19 protein-coding genes are annotated in these 20,160 nt (G+C 64.6%); 14 read left to right on the top strand and 5 right to left on the bottom strand.

Annotated features, from left to right (window positions below; translation table 11 throughout):
* Positions 1–49 precede the first annotated feature (49 nt).
* The 4 genes from AC3ANQ_RS12750 (at position 50) to AC3ANQ_RS12735 (ending at position 3,377) form a co-directional block, all read left to right on the top strand.
* Positions 50–931: a helix-turn-helix transcriptional regulator gene (locus AC3ANQ_RS12750; RefSeq protein WP_488301388.1), complete on the top strand. Its 882-nt coding sequence runs from the start codon at positions 50–52 to the stop codon at positions 929–931.
* A complete protein-coding gene (locus AC3ANQ_RS12745; RefSeq protein ID WP_488301387.1) occupies positions 928–1,125 on the top strand; it encodes an NmrA family NAD(P)-binding protein in 198 nt (65 codons plus the stop codon). The genes AC3ANQ_RS12750 and AC3ANQ_RS12745 overlap by 4 nt, the downstream gene beginning before the upstream one ends.
* Positions 1,126–1,314: 189 nt before the next feature.
* Positions 1,315–2,367 carry a LacI family DNA-binding transcriptional regulator gene (locus AC3ANQ_RS12740; RefSeq protein WP_488301386.1) on the top strand — a complete coding sequence of 351 codons (1,053 nt, stop codon included), beginning with the start codon at positions 1,315–1,317 and terminating at the stop codon, positions 2,365–2,367.
* Between the two features lie 11 nt (positions 2,368–2,378).
* Positions 2,379–3,377 (top strand): aldo/keto reductase family protein, encoded by a 999-nt coding sequence (locus AC3ANQ_RS12735; RefSeq protein ID WP_488301385.1) that lies wholly within the window; start codon positions 2,379–2,381, stop codon positions 3,375–3,377.
* Between the two features lie 84 nt (positions 3,378–3,461).
* Here the strand turns inward: AC3ANQ_RS12735 and AC3ANQ_RS12730 are convergent, their stop codons facing one another.
* Both AC3ANQ_RS12730 and AC3ANQ_RS12725 read right to left on the bottom strand, forming a co-directional pair.
* Positions 3,462–4,553 carry a hypothetical protein gene (locus tag AC3ANQ_RS12730; protein ID WP_488301384.1) on the bottom strand — a complete coding sequence of 364 codons (1,092 nt, stop codon included), beginning with the start codon at positions 4,551–4,553 and terminating at the stop codon, positions 3,462–3,464.
* A gap of 168 nt (positions 4,554–4,721) precedes the next feature.
* Positions 4,722–6,116: a sulfite oxidase gene (locus tag AC3ANQ_RS12725; RefSeq protein ID WP_488301383.1), complete on the bottom strand. Its 1,395-nt coding sequence runs from the start codon at positions 6,114–6,116 to the stop codon at positions 4,722–4,724.
* 135 nt (positions 6,117–6,251) lie between these two features.
* Here AC3ANQ_RS12725 and AC3ANQ_RS12720 point away from each other — a divergent pair, with 135 nt between their 5' ends.
* The 6 genes from AC3ANQ_RS12720 to AC3ANQ_RS12695 all read left to right on the top strand — a co-directional run bounded on the left by AC3ANQ_RS12720 (position 6,252) and on the right by AC3ANQ_RS12695 (position 12,788).
* On the top strand, positions 6,252–6,722 hold the full coding sequence (locus AC3ANQ_RS12720) for a cupin domain-containing protein (protein WP_488301382.1): 471 nt from the start codon (positions 6,252–6,254) through the stop codon (positions 6,720–6,722).
* A gap of 245 nt (positions 6,723–6,967) precedes the next feature.
* Entirely contained in the window at positions 6,968–7,627 is a 660-nt protein-coding gene (locus AC3ANQ_RS12715; RefSeq protein WP_488301381.1) for a dihydrofolate reductase family protein, read from the top strand.
* A 267-nt stretch (positions 7,628–7,894) separates the two neighbouring features.
* Positions 7,895–9,955: a phosphocholine-specific phospholipase C gene (locus tag AC3ANQ_RS12710; protein WP_488301380.1), complete on the top strand. Its 2,061-nt coding sequence runs from the start codon at positions 7,895–7,897 to the stop codon at positions 9,953–9,955.
* A 124-nt stretch (positions 9,956–10,079) separates the two neighbouring features.
* Positions 10,080–11,279: an alkaline phosphatase family protein gene (locus AC3ANQ_RS12705; protein ID WP_488301379.1), complete on the top strand. Its 1,200-nt coding sequence runs from the start codon at positions 10,080–10,082 to the stop codon at positions 11,277–11,279.
* Between the two features lie 199 nt (positions 11,280–11,478).
* A complete protein-coding gene (locus AC3ANQ_RS12700; RefSeq protein WP_488301378.1) occupies positions 11,479–11,940 on the top strand; it encodes a GyrI-like domain-containing protein in 462 nt (153 codons plus the stop codon).
* Positions 11,941–12,032: 92 nt separating this feature from the next.
* Positions 12,033–12,788: a protein-tyrosine phosphatase family protein gene (locus tag AC3ANQ_RS12695; RefSeq protein ID WP_488305320.1), complete on the top strand. Its 756-nt coding sequence runs from the start codon at positions 12,033–12,035 to the stop codon at positions 12,786–12,788.
* A gap of 209 nt (positions 12,789–12,997) precedes the next feature.
* On the opposite strand, the gene AC3ANQ_RS12690 is transcribed toward AC3ANQ_RS12695, so the two are convergent.
* A complete protein-coding gene (locus AC3ANQ_RS12690; RefSeq protein ID WP_488301377.1) occupies positions 12,998–14,722 on the bottom strand; it encodes an AfsR/SARP family transcriptional regulator in 1,725 nt (574 codons plus the stop codon).
* A 106-nt stretch (positions 14,723–14,828) separates the two neighbouring features.
* On the opposite strand from AC3ANQ_RS12690, the gene AC3ANQ_RS12685 reads away from it, so the two are divergent.
* The 3 genes from AC3ANQ_RS12685 (at position 14,829) to AC3ANQ_RS12675 (ending at position 17,715) form a co-directional block, all read left to right on the top strand.
* Positions 14,829–15,488 carry a peroxiredoxin gene (locus tag AC3ANQ_RS12685; RefSeq protein WP_488301376.1) on the top strand — a complete coding sequence of 220 codons (660 nt, stop codon included), beginning with the start codon at positions 14,829–14,831 and terminating at the stop codon, positions 15,486–15,488.
* A gap of 113 nt (positions 15,489–15,601) precedes the next feature.
* Positions 15,602–17,272, top strand: a complete 1,671-nt coding sequence (locus AC3ANQ_RS12680; RefSeq protein ID WP_488301375.1) for a putative bifunctional diguanylate cyclase/phosphodiesterase — start codon at positions 15,602–15,604, stop codon at positions 17,270–17,272.
* Positions 17,209–17,715 (top strand): EAL domain-containing protein, encoded by a 507-nt coding sequence (locus tag AC3ANQ_RS12675; protein WP_488305319.1) that lies wholly within the window; start codon positions 17,209–17,211, stop codon positions 17,713–17,715. Before AC3ANQ_RS12680 ends, AC3ANQ_RS12675 begins: the two co-directional genes overlap by 64 nt.
* A gap of 111 nt (positions 17,716–17,826) precedes the next feature.
* Here AC3ANQ_RS12675 and AC3ANQ_RS12670 read toward each other — a convergent pair whose 3' ends face one another.
* Entirely contained in the window at positions 17,827–18,900 is a 1,074-nt protein-coding gene (locus tag AC3ANQ_RS12670) for a DNA polymerase IV (RefSeq protein ID WP_488301374.1), read from the bottom strand.
* 116 nt (positions 18,901–19,016) lie between these two features.
* Here AC3ANQ_RS12670 and AC3ANQ_RS12665 point away from each other — a divergent pair, with 116 nt between their 5' ends.
* Entirely contained in the window at positions 19,017–19,406 is a 390-nt protein-coding gene (locus AC3ANQ_RS12665; RefSeq protein ID WP_488301373.1) for a carboxypeptidase-like regulatory domain-containing protein, read from the top strand.
* Positions 19,407–19,724: 318 nt separating this feature from the next.
* On the opposite strand, the gene AC3ANQ_RS12660 is transcribed toward AC3ANQ_RS12665, so the two are convergent.
* Positions 19,725–20,138: a hypothetical protein gene (locus AC3ANQ_RS12660; RefSeq protein WP_488301372.1), complete on the bottom strand. Its 414-nt coding sequence runs from the start codon at positions 20,136–20,138 to the stop codon at positions 19,725–19,727.
* Positions 20,139–20,160: the final 22 nt, after the last annotated feature.

Here is a 20,160-nt window from a genome sequence, read left to right as displayed (position 1 = left end):
TAACGCCAGTGCCTCCCTCGTCCCATCGACCGCGCGTAGCGTGGATGCCATGACACATAGCGAGGACGTGCGGAAGTTCCTGATCTCCCGCCGCGCAAGGATCACCCCCGATGAGGCCGGGCTGCCTGTCTACGGCGGCAACCGGCGCGTTACCGGGCTGCGCCGTGAGGAAGTCGCGATGCTCGCCGGGATGAGCATCGACTACTACATACGCCTTGAGCGCGGAAACCTCTCCGGCGCCTCGGACAGTGTCCTCGAAGCCCTCGGGCGTGCGTTGAAGCTCGACGACGCCGAAACGGCCCACCTTTTTGACCTGGCCCGCGCCGCCACCGCCTCCCCACGGGTGCGGCGCAAGCACAGCCCGCAGACAGTGCGGCCGAGCGTGCAACGCGTCATCGATGCGATCACGGCCGCACCGGCCTGGGTCCGCAATGACCGCGGGGATGTCCTCGCCGCCAACGAACTGGGCCGTGCCCTTTACCTGGACATGATGGCAGAGGTGGCCACTCCGCCGAACAGCGCGCGCTTCACCTTCCTGAACCCGAAAGCGCGGGAGTTCTTCGCCGACTGGGAACGCGCTGCGGATGACATCGTCGCGGTCCTGCGCTCCACCGCCGGGAAAAACCCGTACGACAAGGACCTCACGGACCTGATCGGTGAACTCTCCACGCGCAGCGAGGAGTTCCGCACCCGGTGGGCCCGTCACGACGTGAAGTACCACCGCGCCGGCCGCAAACACCTCCACCACCCGATCGTCGGCGACCTTGACTTGAGCTTTGAAGCGCTGGAACTCCCCGCAGACCCGGGACTGCGCATCAACGTCTACACAGCGGACCCCGGGACACCCTCCGAGGACGCCCTGAAAGTCCTGGCCAGCTGGGCAGCCACCCAGCGCGACACCCCCCGCCTATCGGTCAAGGAGAAAAAATGAACGACCGTCCCACCACGGTCCTGATCGTCGGCGCCACCGGCAGCATCGGCCGCCATGCCGTGGAGGCGCTGCGGCAGGGCTACGCGGTCCGGGCACTCGTACGCGACCGGGCACGCGCAGTCCGCGTTCTTCCCGACGGGGTGGACCTGGGATCGGTGACCCGACCCGTCCCGATACTCTCGGCCCGGCCGTAGACGCAGTCGAAAGAAGTTGATGCCGGCCTCGAGTGCTTGTCGATAAGCGGACGGCTGGCCGCCTCGTCCATCGTCCATTTGCGAGGCCCGGCCCAGGCTGCCCAAAGCTCACGCATCCGAGTGCACGCCGACATGAGGCCTTTTGCAAGCGCTTGCGAAGTGGATGACTTGGCGTCTAGGGTTGAACATGTGGTTATCAGTGTTGAATCAGTTGCGGAACGCGCAGGAGTGTCAGTTTCCACGGTGTCGAGGGCCTTGCGGTCGATGCCGGGCGTTTCGTTGAAGACACGCAAGCGCGTGCAGGAGGTGGCGGCCGAGTTGGGTTATACGGCGTCCCCGGCTGCGTCGCGCCTTGCGACGGGCCGGACCATGACGGTGGCCATCGTTGTGCCGGTGTTGGCCAAGTGGTTCTTCGGCAAGACCATTGGCGCGGCCACACAGGAGCTCCGGGACGCCGGGTACGACGTTCTTCTGTACGAACTCGCCACTCCTGGACAGCGTGAGAGATTCTTCGGATCCCCGCGCCTGCACGGCCGCTCGGACGGGGTCATCATCATGGCCCTGCAGCCGGGCAAGAAAGAACTGGAATCGCTCGCGTCCCAGGGACAAGCCGTGGCGTTGCTCGGCGCTGAGGGCCCCGGTATCGGATCCGTGTCCGTTGACGACGTCGGGGCCGGGCGGGATGCCGTGAGGCACCTGTTGAACCTCGGCCACGAACGGATAGCGTTCATCGGCATCCGCGACGAGGAAAACAGCAATCTCGGCGGGGTGCCGCCCCGGCAGCGGCTCATCGGCTACCGCGAGGCACTGGTAGAGGCAGGAGTGGCCCAGGAGGACATCCTTGAACAGTTCGATGAGAACAGTGTTGCCGGGGGAGCAGCGGCCATGTCCCGGCTGCTGGTCGCGGCCCGCGCCCCGACCGCAGCTTTCGTCGCCTCCGACGAGATGGCCTTCGGTGCGCTTATGGTCCTCCGTCAGGCGGGTCTGGACGTCCCCGGGGATTTCTCTGTGCTTGGTTTCGACAATCACGAACTCTGCGAGGTCGTGGGCCTGACAACCATGGACCACGACGTGGCCGGACAAGGCCAGGAGGCTGCCCGGCTCCTCCTGGACACCATGAACGGCGGACAACCCACGGCCCTCAGCTGGCCTGCGCGGCTTGTGATCCGCGAGAGCACCGCACCTCCGCGGGCCCTGCGCAGGAATCCCACCGCTCGGCCGGTTCTTCCGGCAACCTTCTGAAAGGAACTTCCATGCAATACCGCAAACTCGGCAACAGCGGCATGTACGTCAGCGCAATCGCGCTGGGCAACTGGGCAACCCATGGCGAAACCGTGGACCAGGACGTCGCCACGGTATGCGTGCGCAAGGCCTTGGACCTGGGCATCACCACTTTCGACACGGCCGACGCCTATGCCAACACCAAGGCCGAAACCATGCTCGGCGAGGCCCTGAAGGGTGTGCGCCGCGAAGGTATCGAGATCATGACCAAGGCGTTCTTCCCCACAGGCACGGGAAAGAACGACCGGGGACTGTCCCGCAAGCACGTCATGGAGTCCATCAACGGTTCGCTGCGCCGGCTCCAGACCGACTACGTGGACGTCTACCAGGCGCACCGTTACGACTACGAGACCCCATTGACCGAAACCATGGGTGCCTTCGCGGACATCGTTCACGCCGGAAAGGCCCACTACATCGGCGTCTCCGAGTGGACCGTGGAGGAAATCCGGGCCGGGGCAGCGCTGGCGTCCGAGCTGGGCATCCAGCTGGTGTCCAGCCAGCCTCAGTACAACATGCTGTGGCGGGTCATCGAGGCGGAAGTGGTTCCCGCCTGCGAGGAAATAGGGATCACTCAGGTGTGCTGGTCCCCTCTGGCCCAAGGCGTACTGACGGGAAAGTACGACGGCGGCCGTTCCGTTCCGTCCGCGTCGCGCTTCACTTCCGAGAGCGGCGCGCTGAAGACAGAGCACAACTTCATGCAGCCGCAGGTGCTGGAACGGGTGGAGAAACTCAAACCGATAGCCGAAGACCTCGGCGTGCCGCTGGCCACGTTGGCCGTGGCCTGGGTCCTGGCCAACCCCAACGTTTCCGCCGCAATCGTGGGCGCGAGCCGGCCCGAGCAGCTCGACGACACCGTCAAAGCCGCCGACGTGGTCCTGGACCGGGAGACTCTCGATCGGATCGACGGCGCGCTGGGCGACGTCGTCGAGCGGGACCCCGCCAAAGTCGAATCCTTCCCGGAACGCGTCTAACGGCGCCGTGAAAGGAACGATGTGTTCCGCCGCCCTAGTCACGCGGAGGGTCGGCCGCAATTGCGGTGTCTGGTAAAGGTCCAGTCAGCGGGCCGGTGAAACGGGGATGGTGCCTGCTGTGGCTCGCACCTTGAGCGTGAGCACGGCCAGCGCGAGCATTTCGAGTCCGGTCCATGCGAGCGTCCCGCCCCAAATTTCGGGGGAGAAGCTGAGTGTCCCGTCGTGGAGTGCCACACTAGCGAAGTACGGGGCCCAGAACACAACGGGGGAGAGGCCAATCGCGGTCATGAGCCTTGCGTGACGATCCGGGTTGGGTCGCACCACCGCCCACACCACTCCGACGAGGACGGCACCGACGACGGCAACCGGCACGAGCCAGGCGTCCCGCAGCGCGACCATGATCTGCAGGGCTACGGAGGGGAGTAGTGCAATGGCCGCGGGCACCGCGGCGTGCAGGCGCCAACGCAGCGACAGCAATAGGACGGGCACGAAGAGCACGGCCGTTGAGACGAAGAACGATGCCAAAGAGACCATGATGCTCGACGACGTCGGAACCGTCACCGCGGGCTGCTGCCCGGCAGCGCCGCTGTATGTCTGGATGAGCCCATGACGCGCGAACACTGCGAACTCCTGCAGGATGAACGCCGCAACCATGCCAGAGAGCATGGCGCTCACGAAGGCGGGCATCAGCCGTTGCCATGACCGCTCGGGTGAGTGCCATGCTGCGGAGAACGGCGCGCTGAGGATGAGGAAGCCGCCCGTGGCGAGCCCCAGATGGGACGGGCTGAATAGCGCCTTGATGCCCTGCTCAATGCCGAACACCGAATGCCAGGCAAAGTCGGCCGCCCCGGAGATGAGGAAGAGGAGGACCCCGGCCGCCGCGGCCCCATAGCCGGCGGGGATCGCTTCCGTCCACCGCTCGCCCTGGGCGTGCCGGCGCCAGGTCAGGGCGGCGATCCAGAGGGCGCAGGCCGCGAAGCCTGAGTAGAGGATCGCGTGCCACGGAGTGAAGAACGTCTCCAGGTCGCGGAGGTTGTTGTGCGCCCAGCCGTCAACATAGGTTCCGGTGAGGAGCCAGACGCCGGCCGCGAGGGTGATGACGTCTTCAACGGCAGTGGTGGGGCGGTGAACCGATGCCGGCGGAATCGCAAAGGCATGAGCTGCTGTGGCGTCCATAGCTCCACAGTAGGTCTCCCCGCCTTCCGCGGCGAGAGGCAATCCCCTTGGCAGCGGCGCCGTTGTTCTGCATTGCGGGTGTCGACGCGAGACGAGGCGGGTACCGCATTGGTACGACGGTCGGTTTGGCAATGCATCTCGTGTTCCCGAAGACCTTGGTCGGTTTGTTCAAATGATGCGGACATCGATCTGATGGATCGCGTTGTTGCCGTAACCCAGACGGTTCCACTCGGCCCGTTCGGGCTGGGTTCGGCTGGCAAGGTCGGTTGCGCGGGCCTGCATCGTCAGGACGCCAGGCTCCGGGACGGTGATGATGAGCTCCCACGGCTGCCAGCTGTGCCGCCTGCGTTCGCCGACGAGGTGGGCGGGCTGCCAGCGTCCTCCGCCCACGCTGATTTCGACCCGGTCGATCGGAGCGGCTCCGGACCAAGCTACGCCGCGAATGGCGACGTCACCGCGCTGGGTCTGGTGGTTCGGCGCTGGCTCGGTGATCAGGGCCCGTACCCGTTGCAGCGTCGCCGGCTCCCGGACCGGTTCGCCGTCGCGTTCCCATTCATACCAGTACTTATCGTGTTGGTAGTGTCCACCAAACGGCCGATCGAGGAGCTCGATGCCGGTCAACCATTTGACCGATGCCACGGCATACCAGCCGGGAACGACCAGGCGCAAGGGATAGCCGTGCTGCACCGGCAACGGTTCGCCGTTCATCGCGTAGGCGAGCAGCAGGTCCGTGTCGCGGCACTGGTCGAGCCGGAGGCTGCGCTCGAAGCGGACGGGTCCCAAGTGGCCCGCTACGGTCCCGCTGTCTGCGCCGCTGAACAGGACCTCGCGCGCACTCGGCCGCGCGCCGGCCCGATCCAGCACTTCCACCAGCGGCACACCCGTCCATTCCGCGGTGCTCACCGCCCCTAGGTTCCATCTCTCACCTTCGATCGGTGGCTCAAAGAGTGCGCGGCCGTTGCCGGCGCACTCGAGGGTGACGGTGAGAGTCTGCGAGGGAAGGTTTCGCAGATCGTCCAGGCTGAGGCTGAGCTTCCGTTCTACGAGCCCGCCGACCTCGAGCCGGAAGACGGACGGGTCGAGGTTTGGGATCTGGAAGTGATTGCGCACGTAAAAATGGGCGTTGGGCACCATGGCGCCGATCAGCGCCGGAATCGGGGTCTCGCAGTTGAGCGGGTCCGCACGCAGAACAACCAGGCCGGCGTCGATGGCCCGCTGGCAGGCATCCGCGGGATCGATCGCCGACGCGGACTCACTCATGGGCGCCGGGGTGGCGCAGCCGCCGCCGGCGACGGCGAGGGCCCACGTAGAGGCGGGGTAGATGTCCAGGCTGCCCATCCCTTGGAACGCCTGCATGAAGTCACGCAGGCAGTTCTCGTCGCTGGCCTCCGCGATGAAGTACAGCGTGTGTGCACCCTGTACAACCGCCTCGCCCTGGATCTCCACGCCGTACTGTCTGGCATTCGGGCGGCCCAAGTGATTCAAGAGCATGGCTCCCATGTGGGGGTCCTGCGTGAGACATCGCTCAGCTGAATGCTGATGACGCACAACAAACAGAGCCATGTTCACTCCTTCGCGTGTCGCCGATTCTACCACTCGCCGTCCCGGGCCAGGCTTCGGGCTGCAGTACTTCGGTGGCACTGGGCGGGTCTATCATCGTTCAGGGCGGTGTTTACCAGTGCTTGGCGGAGGGATGAAATGAGCTCTGAGCCACAGCCGAATTGGCGCGACCGCGGAGTCAAGATCATTCCGGGATCGCAACTCGATCTAAATACGCCGCAAACGCTTGGTATGTCAAGAGCGGCCGCGATAACACATGCCCGGGCGGGGGCCAACAAACTGTGGGCAGGCACGGTCACCATTGATGCCAACGCCAAAACCGGGGCTCACCATCATGGAGAACTGGAAAGTGTCATATACGTTGTCAGCGGCCGGGCACGTATGCGATGGGGCGACAACCTAGAGTTTGTCGCAGAGGCGGGGCCAGGCGATTTCATTTTTGTTCCCCCGTTCGTACCCCATCAAGAGATCAACGCGAGCAAGACCGAGGCCCTCAGCTGCGTGCTTGTCCGCAGCGGTCAAGATCCAGTTGTCATCAACCTGGATATCGAGCCCGTCGAACCGCCGGAAGAGGTGTACTGGGTCGATCCGATTCATCCGCATCCCTGAATCCGGTCGAGCCGAGTAGCCGCCGCGTAGAGAAGGAACCGGTACCGGTGGGTGCCTGGTCCGAGCTCCTTGAGGCGTCGCACGGTGCGGCTCATCGACCCCAGCGCGACGCGCACGGCCGATGCGAGCCCGGCGCGCCACGCGGTTCCGTGTACATTGCGTTTGACTCTCCAACCGTCGGTCTTGAGTGGTTGGGTTCGATCACCATAAGGTGATTGCGACTGACAACCACTTCAGGAGATGACATGTCCCTCGTCCGCGTGCATAACTTCTCGGTCTCCCTCGACGGCTTCGGCACCGGCGAGGGTCAGCAACTCGACGCGCCGTTCGGTCACGCAGGCTCACGGCTAATGGAGTGGGCTTTCGGGACGCGAACCTTCCGCGAGATGGGCATCTCCGGGGAGACGGAGGGATCCTTCGGCGTCGACGAGGCATTCGCCAGCACATGGGGGCCCGGGATCGGCGTGGAGATCATGGGACGCAACAAGTTCGGCCCTCAACGCGGTCCCTGGGAGGATGAGGAATGGAAGGGATGGTGGGGCGATAACCCTGTCTTCCACACCCCCGTCGTTGTTCTGACACACCATCCTCGGCCGGTGCTCAAGATGGAAGGCGGAACAACCTTCCATTTCGTTGACGCCAACCCCGTCTCCGCGCTAGAGAAGGCTCGGGCCCTGGCCGGCGACCTCGACGTCCGGATCGGTGGCGGCGTCAGCACGATTCGACAGTTCCTCGAGGCCGATCTGATCGACCATATGCACATTGTCCTCGTGCCGATCGTCCTGGGCCGGGGCGAACGGCTCTGGGATGGACTCGAAGGACTCGAACAACGCTTTGAAATCGAAGCGACCCCTTCTCCAGCCGGAGTTCTCCATCTGGTCTTCACTCGTCGAACGGCCCGGTAGGCCAACGCGGGAGCAATCGCCCCCGCGGAATTTGGGCACGTAGCGCCTTGACCGCGCGAGGCAGTGGAAACCATGTCGGCGCAGATCACTAAGCGGCTTTTCTCAGCACCGCACGTCGTTTGTTATTGGTGCCCGGATGTTGCGGCCGTGGTCCGCTGTCCCGGGTAAGCATGTCGCTCAAAGTTCACCACACCTATACCGGGCAGTAACTTGGCGCTGGAAGAGTCCATCGGGGATCACCGGACCACAACGCACTAGGAGCAGCTCATGGCAGGTTTGGACCGTCGACGTTTCCTTCAGCTTTCGGCCGCCGGCGCCGCCGGCACCGCGATCTCGCAGATGCTGGGGGAGAGCATCGCCAGGGCGGCGGAGATCCCCGCCAACAGGGCCACGGGCTCGATCAAGGACGTTGAGCATGTGGTGATCTTCATGCAGGAGAACCGTGCGTTCGACCATTACTTCGGCACGCTCAAAGGTGTGCGAGGGTTCTCGGACCCGCACCCCGCGATTTTGTCGTCCGGCAAGGACGCGTTCCACCAGGCAAACGCCGCACGCGAGGTCACTCCTTTCCACCCGACGGCGCCGAACCTCGGCATGCAGTTCATGGAGGACCTTGACCACTCGTGGAAGCTCACCCATGAAGCCTTTAACAACGGCAAGTACGACAAGTGGCTGCCGGAGAAGACCGACGCGACGATGGCGTTTTACGGACGCCAGGACATCCCGTTCCACTTCGCCCTTGCCGACGCGTTCACGGTCTGCGATCAGTACCACTGCTCGGTCCTTGGCCCGACGGACCCGAACCGGTACTTCATGTTCGCCGGCGGGGACGACCCTGACCGCAAAGGCGGGGGCCCTGACCTGTGGAACGATGAGAACGGGTACTGGTGGAGCACTTACCCGGAGGAGCTTGAGAAGGCCGGGGTGAGCTGGAAGGTCTACCAGGACGTCGGCGAGGGCCTCGACCCGGCGCACTATGAGGGCTGGACTGGCGACCCGTACATCGGCAACTACGGCGACAACTCGCTCCTGTATTTCAAGCAGTACCAGGACGCGAAGCCGGGCACACCCTTGTATGAGAAGGCGCGCACCGGGACGAACGCGAAGGCTGGCGATGACCTCTTCCGGGTCCTCCGCGAAGACGTTGCAGGTGGCAAGCTTCCCCAGGTGTCCTATATCGTGGCGCCTGAGGCCTACACGGAGCACTCGAACTGGCCGCCGAACTTCGGCGCCTGGTACGCGGCGAACGTCCTGGACATCCTTACCTCCAACCCCGAGGTGTGGAGCAAGTCAGCGGTGCTGTTCATGTACGACGAGAACGACGGTTTCTTCGACCACATCGTCCCGCCGCACCCGAACACCCCCCAAATCCCGGGAGCGTCCACCGTCTCGACCGCCGGCGAGTGGTACGACGGCACCCCGACGTTCTACGGCAGCAAGGACGTTCCGGGACATTTCGGCCTTGGTGTCCGCGTTCCGATGATCGTGGCCTCGCCGTGGAGCATGGGCGGCTGGGTCTGCTCCGAGACTTTCGACCACACGTCGATCATCCGGTTCCTCGAAGCCCGATTCGGCGTCGCCTCGCCGAACATCACGCCGTGGCGCCGCGCTGTCAGCGGCGACCTCACCAGCGCCTTCGACTTCGCTGTGGCCGGCGGCGCCGCGCCAGCCATGCCCGACACCTCGGCCTACAAGCCAACTGACCATAACCGCCATCCGAGTTATGTTCCGACCCCGCCGGCGACGAACTCGATGCTCGCTCAGGAGAAGGGCACGCGTCCGTCCCGCCCGCTTGGCTACGCCCTCGACGTCGAAACGAAGATCGACGTCGGCAAACTCACCGCCCGCTGGGCGAACCGGGGCACCTTGGGCGCGCACGTGCAGGTCCGTTCCAATTCGCTGCCGCAGGCTCCCTACTCGTACACCATCGGGGCAACAGCCTCACTGGACGCGGCCTGGGCGCTCGGTGTCGAATACGACGTGCACATGCACGGCCCGGCCGGCTGGTACCGGCGCTTGGCGGGCACGACGGCGGCCGCCGACCTCCGCGTCACCGTCGCCGCAGATGGCAAATCACCGCACGCGCAGTTCCGGATCGAGAACACCGGCTCCACGGGCGAAGCCCTCACCCTGACGGACGCGTACGGCGCTGGTACCCAGATGCTCTCCCTCAACCCTGGCCAGAGCAAGACTGTGGTCATCCCCACCCAGGGCGGCTGGTACGACCTGACAATCACCTCCGCCGCAAACGCCAAGCTCGTCCGCGTCCTGGCGGGCCGGCTCGAAAACGGTCGTCAGCTCACGAGCGACCCCCAACTGGGCCGATAGCAGGACCGCGCGGGGGAGCGACGGCCGGAGTGCTTTAGTACTCCGCCGGAAACTGGGCTTTACCTTGCTGCTGTACCCCAGAGACAGGTGCCCCATCCGGGGCGCGAACCGAGAGGATTATTCAATGCTCAGCATGCTGAAAAACCGGGCGATGGGCGCAGCAGCACTCGCTGCCACCATCGCGCTCACTGGATCCGCAGCCGCCGGTGCGGCCGCACCCGCCGGCGCCCAAACGACGTCGGGCACTGTCGTCCAGGCCAACGGGCAGGGCGAGAATGGCCCTGACCATGTTTTCGTCATCATGATGGAGAACCACGGCTACGACCAGGTCATCGGCAACACGGCCGACGCGCCGTACATCAATACCCTTGCCCAGCGGTACAACGCCGCGGCGAATTACCACGGTGTGACCCACCCGAGCCTGCCCAACTACCTTGCGACCATCTCGGGAAGCACCCAGGGGATCTGGGATGACTGCAAAGCCGGCGCGGGGGTCAAGTGCGCCCCGGAAGAGTTTGTCCCCGGTTCCAGCGACACGGGAGCTACCGGCCTCCTGACCCCTGCCCAGGTCGCCAGCGCCTCGGCGACGCCGCATATGTTCTCCGGCAAGACGATTGTTGACCAGCTTGAGAATAAAGGCCTGAGCTGGAAGGCGTACATGGAGAACCTCCCGAGCACCGGCTCGCAGGTCGAGTACGCCCCCACGATCGGATCCACCACGGTCAAGCTGTACGCGCAGAAGCACAACCCTTTCATGTACTTCTCGGACATCAACTACCCGGGCAGCCCGCGCCTGCAGAACATCGTGCCCCTGGAGAACAACCTTAAGGCCGACCTCGCCAGCGGGTCCGTGCCGAACTTCGTCTGGATCAGCCCGAACCAGTGCCACGACATGCACGGAATTTCCCCCTCGGGTGCGGCCCTGATCGGCCTGCCCCAGTGCGGGTACCCTGACTCAGGCCTGGACCACGGCGCCATCCAGCTCGGCGACACCTACCTCAAGCAGACCGTCCAACAGATCATGGACTCCCCAACGTGGAAAACGACCAAGTCCAGCATCGTCCTGGCCTGGGACGAGAACGACTACTCCGGATCCACCGGCGGCCCGGGCAGCCCGGTCGGACAGAACGGCGCGGTCCTTGGTGGCGGGCATGCCCCCATGATCGTGATCAACTCGGCTGAAGGCCCCCACAAGATAAGCAGCCAGCTTTCCGACCACTACACCCTGCTCTCCACGATCGAGCACCTGTGGCACCTCGGCTGCCTGGCCAACACCTGCTCGCCGACCACATCGGGCACATTCGAGGAACTCTTCCGTCCCTGACTCCGGCTCGGATTCATTCAAAGGGTTCAGGCAGTGACGGCCTGCCTGCACGCCACGTGCGGGCAGGCCGTCGGTGCGTCGACATCGAAGCTCGCTTGCCGACGCACGAGTGGTCCGATTGGCCCCTGCGCATTCCTGCCATCGATCAGACTCTGTGTAAGCATCGCCTGAATGGCGCGGTGCGATGTAAGATCTCCGCATGACGGTCCCCGTCAACTTGCAGACTGTTCGCCCCCGCACCCTGGCGGCGGTCCGGCGCGAGGTGCCGCCGAGTGAAGTTGGCTCGGCATGGGGTCCTGCGGTGGGCAAGGTCTGGGACTTCATTCGCAGTCAGCCGGGTCTGTGGACGGACGGCCACAATATCTTCCTCTACCACCACTCGAACAAACGCGACGCGCCCATTCTTTGCGACTTCGGCGTCGAAGTCACGCGCATCTTTGAAACGGCGGGCGAGGTATACGCGACCGAAACGCCTGGGGGCGAGGCCGCCGTGGCAGTCCACCACGGGCCATACCACCGCATGAACGAGGCATACAACGCGATCGACGAGTGGATGGCGACGAATCACCGGGAGTCTGCCGGGCATTCCTGGGAGATCTACGGAGATCCGGCACCCGATCCGGCCCACACCGAAACGACGGTCGTGCACTTGCTGAAATAGGTGTCAGTGAGGGGCGTCCAGCAGGGAAGGCAGCACCCAATCGCCCGTTCGCCAAACGCCGCGACTAAATCCGCGTGACATGCCCCATTGAGATGGGACGAGACCAAAGATCGATATTGCACCAAGCGCCCCTTTTGGAGCATCAAGGTGGTCCTCTGCGAAGGCCCGAAGCCATTGGCCGCACGAATTCGCTGGCCGACGGCAGTCGCCTCAGGACCTTGTTCCCGGAGACCGAGCCTTACTGTCAGCCATCTTCAGCCATGCCAGACTGGACCCATGTGTCCTCGTCCCGTGAAGCCGCGCCCTCGGAAATCGCATTCAATTGTCCGGGACGTGCCGACTGCTACTTTTGGACCAGGAAGCCTCCTCATTGGACGTTGAACACAGCGAAAGAAGGTCAGACTATTCAAGTAACTACGTGGCGGGCTGATCTCCCGGGAGTTGTCGCCCTACCCGGCGGGCGTTTCGTGCGTGGCCGCGCGCTCCGCGACGGCCTCCCTCCGGGTGGAGAGGCGCCAGAACTCGGGCTCTACCTGACGGCGAAACCGCACCTCGAAGAGGGCTGGGAGTCCCATTGGGTGCGGTGGCCTGACTTTCGTCTTCCCACAACTCCCGCTGACGCCATTGCCCCTCTCAGAGAGCTCTACGAACGCTCCGCCGAGACAAGAGTTGAGGTTGCCTGCGGCGGAGGCCGTGGGCGAACTGGAACGGCCATCGCGCTCCTCGCCCGGTTCGCAGGTGTACCGGCGGAGAACGCAGTCGCCTGGACGCGAGCTAACTACCGAGCTGGAGCTGTAGAGACGCCGTGGCAACGGTGGTTCGTTCAACACGCTGACCTAGACCACTGACCGATCAGTCAATGGAGATGTGTTTGCGAGCGTTCGCACTGGATCACGTATCCTTCTAAGGCTGAGTTACAAGCTGTCAGGGAGGCACCCGGGTGGTGCAGTGGCGGCGCAATGCCGTCTCCTAAGCAGCTCAGGGACAAAGCCAAGGTGCAGCGGCCCGTAGGGTGCTCTCGGTAAGTGGCCGGGTTTGAGCGTGCCCGGAAGACCGCCTAGCCGGCAAGGGACTTTCCGCTCGTCATTAGTGATCGCTGTGCTGCTCCGGCCAGGCAGCGTTGCTCGTCTTGGCGCCTGCCGAGTTCGGCAAAACCATCTGCCGCCTCCCGGAACAGGGCGATGGCTTGGTTCTCGTGACCCTCTGCGCGGCGCAGGATGGCTCGCGCCTCCCAGAGGGCGGCGTGCCATGGGCCGCCAGGCCACATGCCAGCGAGCTGTTCGGCTTTGGCGAGCCGACGGCGGGCGGCGTCCAGCTTCCCTGCCAGAGCGTAAATTCTCGCTGCGGCGACTTGATAACCCATCGAGCACGGCGGGCAGACGCTCCTACCGGCCAGAGCGGCGTCGGCTCGCTCGATGATGTGGACCGCTTGCATCGGAGACCTGGCAGCCTCGGCGAGCACTTCGTACAGGCGTACAACGAGGTGTGGCTCAAGCCAGGTGGAGGCGGCGGCAGGCAAGGCGCGACCGGCTGCCCGGGCGGCCTCGTCGGGCCGATCCTGCGCGAGGTCAACCTCAGCCAGTCGTTGCAGTGTCACGATCTCGCCGGCTCGGGCCCCGGCCCGCCGGTGCAGCTCAAGAGCCGACTGGAGCAGAGTGCGGGCGTCGCCGAGTTCACCGGAGAACAGGGCCGCCTCCCCAAGCAACAGGTCGGCGATGGCCTGGCCACGCACCGAGCCCGCTCGCTCGGCTATCGTGCGTAGACGCACTACTCGCCGCATAATGTTCCGATGCCCGTCCGGCCCGCACAGGCAGAACTCAGCGAGGCACAACTGTGCGTCGAGAATATAGCCGGAGCGCACGGAGTCGTGCTGGGTGAACTCCACGAACTCGGTCTCGAACACCTCGGGCCAGCGGTTCTGCATGTTCGCGGCGATCGCCAACACTGCGCTGCTCTCGCCGATCTCTAGGCCCAGGTTCGCTTCCATGGCCAGCTCGCGTGCACGCAGGGCGTATGAAGTGGCTTCGATGGGGTCACCGCTGTTTAAGGCGATGAGTGCTCGCGCCAACGTGGCTCGAGTGCGATTCTCCGCACGACGGCTGTCCTCGGCGATGGCCTTCTCATAGACCGCCACCGTCGCCGCCCCTGGGCCGACGCCCAAGTCGGCGCGCAGCTGCCGACAGAGTCGCTCGAACTGGCGGATAGCGCCTTGGCGATCGCCCGCGTCGAGCGCGCGAACCATGATCGCGCGGTGGGCGTCCTCGTCCGTTGGCTCGGCCCTTACCACGTCGTCCCACCGAGCTGCGGCCTTGAGCAGACTCAGGTACAGCGTGCGCAGCCGATCGCGGGGGTCCTCGGCCCACACGGCGAATCGATCCTCAGGAAGCAGGTCGCCTCGGTACAGGGCGAGCACCTCGGCCGCCCCTGTTGATGAGGCGAGCGCGGCGCGCCCGTCCACTTCGAACCGCTCCGCGTCGATGGAGACCTCGGCGTCGGGCAGTAAAACCAGCAGGTCGCCGTGCGCCTGTACGGCGTCGGACGAGCCGAGCGCAGCCCGCGCGAAATGCATTGCCTTGCGTAGGTTCGAAGCAGCAGCTTGTGCGCTGAGATCGGGCCAGAGCAGATCGGCGACGGCGTCCCTGTGCAGCCGGTGCCCTTCCGTCAGGGCGAGGATCTTTACGAGCCCGGCCGCCTTGGTGCGTTTCCACGCGTCCCCTGGAACCGCCCGGCCGTCAACCACGACGCGGAACGCGCCCAGCACGACGATGGCGCACGTCTCCATGCCCTCATGGTATCCGGGGGAACGATCGGGGAACAGTGTCGCCTTACCGTCGGAAGTGACGGCGAGCCAATTGGCTCCGTCATCACATCGAAACGCCCAGGAGGACATGATGGGACTGCAACTCGGTGAGATCGCACCCGATTTCTCCGCCAAGACGACCGCTGGAGACATACGGTTCCATGACTGGCTCGGAGACGCGTGGGGAGTGCTGTTCTCGCATCCGAAAGACTTCACACCGGTCTGCACGACCGAGCTCGGCTACATGGCCAAGATCAAGCCAGAGTTCGACAGGCGCGGGGTCAAGATCATCGGCTTGTCCGTGGACTCGACAGCTGATCACGAGCGGTGGGGCACCGATATCGAAGAAACGCAGGGGACTCGCCCTAATTACCCCGTGATCGGCGACGAGGACTTCACCGTGGCGAAACTTTACGGCATGCTCCCGGCAGCCACGTCCGGGGACGCCAAGAGCCGCACGCCCGCGGACAACCAGACCGTCCGTAACGTGTTCGTCATCGGGCCGGACAAGAAGATCAAGCTGATCCTCGTCTATCCCATGACAACCGGACGTAACTTCGACGAAGTGCTGCGTGTCATCGACTCGCTTCAGCTCACGGCGAAGCACCGGGTGGCGACGCCGGTCAACTGGAAGCAGGGCGAGGACGTGATCATCGCCGGCTCCGTCCCGAACAGCGAGGCCCGGGAGATCTTTGGCGATTGGAAGGAGCCCAAGCCGTACATTCGGATCGTTCCGCAGCCGGTGTGATCGGCGGATCTGACTCCGGTTCGTCTCGTATGCCGTAGGCTGACGGGACTTCAACATTGGTTATGTCCGCGCCCGCGTTTGAACCGGGGCGTGCGACGCACTGGGGGGACCAAATGATTGACAAGATAGCTGCGCGCAAGCCAGCGGACCGGAGCCGCCCTGAATCGGTGGCGACGCAGACGGCTGAGAACGACCCCGAATTCCTCGCGGTGCAGTCCAACGCCGATGTCCGCACTGCTAGGCGCAGCCGGGTGGCCTCCTTGGCGCTGGTGCTGGTGCTGCTCGGCTTCGCCCTCTTTGCAGTCTGGTCCTCCCAGTCCACATCCACGGCGGCCCGTTCGGCTGACCTCGCGAGCAAGCTGTCTGATTATTATGACCAGGCCGATCGCGCAGTCACGGCGGAGGAATCACTCGAGCGAAAGTACCGCCTTGAGCCCGGTCCGGGCGTGCGGGCCGAATACGACGCAGCCTCCGCTGATCTGGTGAATGCGCTCGATCTCGTGGCCCGGAACGGGGACCAGGGCGACCGGGAGCAGGCATCGCGGGTAAATGCGGCGCATCAGGACTATCGCTCGTCGATCAGCCGCCTGTTCGACGCCGTCGACAAACAGGACACTCCGCTTGCCCTGAAAATCGACTCCGAAGAGGTCGACCCCAAGTTCGTTGCCATCGCGGAGGCTGTGCATTCGGCGGACGGTAGCCACCATGAGACTTCGTTGTCCCAACTGACTCAGCTCCGGCATCTGGAGGAACTTCAGGGCTGGCTGACCCCGTGGGTTTTCCTGCTGGGGCTCCTGATGGCCTTGGCGACGGCCTCGGTCACGCGGGGCCATCGCCGGCTCCTTGACGCCGAACGGCGCCGGGCGTTGCACCGCTCACTACACGACGCCCTGACTGGGCTGCCGAACCGCACGTTGCTCTTCGAGCGTTGCAGGCGGGCGATCTCTGCGGCCCAGCACACCGGCACGACCGCCGGGCTCTTGCTGATCGATATGGACAGATTCAAGGAGATCAACGACACGTTCGGCCACCACTACGGCGACGAGTTGCTGAAACAGGTCGGCGCACGGCTGCGCTCGGTGCTGACCGGACGCGACACGATCGCCCGACTCGGCGGGGACGAGTTCGCCGTCCTGCTCCCGGACGTCACTGATGTCCTGGCGGCCACGGACGTCGGCGCCAGGTTGCGGGACGCATTAGAGACGCCGTTCCTGATCGACGGCGTTGCCCTCGATGTCGAAGCCAGCGTCGGAGTGGTGCTCTCCGGCGAGCACGGGACCGACCCGACGACCCTGCTGCAGCGGGCAGACGTCGCGATGTATGTTGCCAAGGCCCAGAACCTCGGCGTTTTCGCCTACGACCGGGGCGCGGACGGGCACAGCCCGGCCAGGCTGGCCCTGCTCGGAGACCTGCGTCGCGCTCTGACCGAGAACCAGCTGGTACTTGACTACCAGCCCAAGATCAGCCTCGGCGATGGGGAAATCATCGGGGCTGAAGCCTTGGTCCGGTGGCAACACCCGGAGAGAGGACTCATCTTCCCGGACGGCTTTATTCCGCTCGCCGAACACACCGGCTTGATTGGGCCCCTGACCAGCCACGTGCTGGACTCCGCCCTCGCACAGGCCCGGGCCTGGATGGACGACGGGCGCCCTTTGCCTTTATCGGTCAATCTGTCGGCCCGCAGCCTGCTCGATGACAGCCTGCCCGAGCACGTGCCGATCTGCTCGCTTTACACAGGGTACCGCCCGAACTGCTCGAGCTCGAGATCACCGAGAGCGCACTAATGGCTGAACCTGCACGGGCCCAGCGGCTGCTCGAAACCCTCGCCTTGATGGGTGTCCGGCTCTCCCTTGACGACTTCGGGGCAGGGTATACCAGCCTGGGCCAGCTCAAGAACCTGCCCGTCACTGAGATCAAGATCGACAAATCGTTCATCATAAACATGGCAACGCAGCCCAGCGACGCCCTGATTGCGCGCAGCGTCATCGACCTGGGCCATAGCCTCGGACTGACCGTCCTTGCAGAGGGCGTCGAGACCGCCGAGATACTCTCGCATCTGATGACGTTCGACTGCGACGTTGCCCAGGGGTACTATTTCTGCCGCCCTGCGCCGGCAGCAGAATTCGATGCCTGGCGGGCCTCGTACTCAGCGGGCACGACCGTCAGCCGTGATGAGCTTTGCCCGGCCGACGAACCGGTCGAAGGCATGGGAGGGATACCGATCTGATCCCCGGGACGTGGCGGGCATTCAAGATGCTCCACCGCTCCATACCCAGCATCCCGCCGCAGTTCTGAGATGCGTCCACCGTCCGCGCCGGTAAGGAGGGGAGCGACGCCGTCACCAACCTCCGCGCGTCGGCGTATGTCCCTTTCGGGCATCGTCGGGCATTGCCATTTCGGCCCGCAGGCCCAGGAGCCGGATCGGACGGCCCGCTTCGATTCCGGCCGCGAGGTCCATGGCCCGCGCAAGGATTTCGTTACGGTCGAATGTCTCGGGAATCTTCTTCGCGTGGGTCGTGGTCAAGAACGGCGCGTACCGAACCTTGAGGGTCAGCCCAACCACGGGCCGTCCTTCGGCCACAACATCCTCGAGCACACGCGCTGTCAGCTCCCTCACGGCGTCGTCCACTTGGGCGGGCTCTGTCAGGTCCTGCTGGAAGGTGGTCTCCCGGCTATGCCCGCGGGCAACCCACGGGGTGTCGTCCACCAGGCTGGCGCCGTCCCCGCGCCCAAGCTGCGCGTACCACGGACCCATCCTGGGGCCGAATTCCGGGACCAGGTCTTGGGGGTCGGATGCGGCGAGCTCGGCGACTGTGTTGATGCCGAGCTTGGCCAGCCGGGCCGACACTTTGGTTCCGACGCCCCACAGGTCCTTGGTGGGCCGGCTGCCCATGACGTCAAGCCAGTTCCCGGCAGTGAGACGGAAGATGCCGGCCGGCTTGCCGAAACCGGTAGCGACCTTGGCCCGGACCAAGGTGTCGCCGATGCCCACGCTGCAATGCAGCTGCGTTCGCTCAAGGACTGCGGCCTGCACCTGCCGGGCGTAGGCTTCCGGATTCTCCGTTTCAATGCCCACAAAGGCTTCATCCCAACCCAGCACCTGCACGGTGGCGCCGGGTTGCGCGCGCAGGGTAGCCATCACCGTTTCAGACGCCGCGAGGTAAGCCTCGTGATCGACGGGCAGGATAACGGCGTCGGGCACTTTCCGAGCCGCGATGCGTAAGGGCATTCCGGAACCTACGCCGAACGCTCGGGCTTCGTAGGATGCAGTAGACACCACAGCTCTTTCCGTGGGGTCGCCCCGACCGCCTACAATGATCGGCTTGCCCGCAAGTTCCGGCCGTCGGAGCACTTCGACAGCCGCGATGAACTGGTCGAGATCGACGTGTAGTACCCACCGGATGCGGCTCACGCCACCAGTCTGCCCTAGATATCGCTGGCAAGCATGGGTTCTGGGGCTCCCGGTGGCCCGGCAGGGTGGATACTCGGTGTTGTGTACTAATCGTTGAGCCTTCTGCTGGAATGTTGGTGAGTGAAGTGAAGCGGTTCGGCTGGGCCTTGTTGGCGGCGGTCATGTGGCTGTGTGGGTGCGCCGGTCAAAGCGGTTCGGTCACTGGGCATTCCGGGGTTGTTGACGGCTCCGTGCTGACCGCCCCGGTGTGTCCTGTGGAACGTATTGGTCAGGAGTGTCCGCCGCGCCCACTGTCAGGGGCAGCGGTTGTCGCCTTGGATGGGGAAATTGTGCGGGGCTCAACACTGACCGACAGCACGGGTGCCTTCAGCCTCAAGCTGCCTGACGGTCGCTACGTCATCAAAGCGCGCAACGTGGGCGGTTACGCTTCGACAGCCAGCGAGCAAGTGGTCATCTCGCAAACCCCCGTTCACATCACGCTGGTTGTTGACAGCGGGATTCGCTAAGCAAGCCGCTGTCATGTCTCCGCGCCCTCCGCGCCGACGGCGCACCTGTACGGCGGGGGACGAGGCGGCTATGGGCGAGGCAACTGCGGAGGCGTCATCAGCTGACCTGATGGTCGACCTGATCATTTCCCTTCGACGGTCGGATCCAGCTGCTCGAGTACGTCCCCACCGTGCTCAGCGGTTCGCCGCGCAGGGGCCTGACGTGAGTCGATCCGGCGTCGGTGCGGGAGCCTCGGTGCTGGAGCATGGCTTCGCCGGGCACGGCCCCAGGTACGATTCCGAGGTGTTCGAGTGCGATCTGTCCTTGGAAATCGCTGGTCAGTCCAGCTCGTCGAACAGGCGCGTCAGGCAGTCGGCGTAGTTGCTGATTGCTTCCGTGAAAGTGAACAGGTGGAGTCCGCCGTACAGGGACTCTGTCCTTTCGGTGTCTGCTTCGTCGGCGCGGGATAGGAGTGGCTCGCAGCTGGTTCCCTTTGCGGTGAGTGTTGCGATTCCCCAAGGGTGGCTGGGCTCAGTGACTGCGATGCCTGCCGCCTCGAATGTGTCGCGGAGGACGTATCTTGTGACTGTCCTCCATGACTGAAGAAACGGTGGCCGTAGCTGTTCAATGAGTTCGTCGTCTTTGCTGTCGTAAGCGCGTCCCAGGTTCGTGGATAGCTCGTCCCACTCTTGGGCGTCGCGGACCATGAGATGTCCGGCGCGTAGACGGGCAATTGTTTCGTTCAACTCCATGGTCAGTCCCCAGACTTCCGTT

This window comes from Arthrobacter sp. DMZ02-1R, from assembly GCF_057747935.1.
This window is presented reverse-complemented; position numbering and strand designations above follow the sequence as displayed.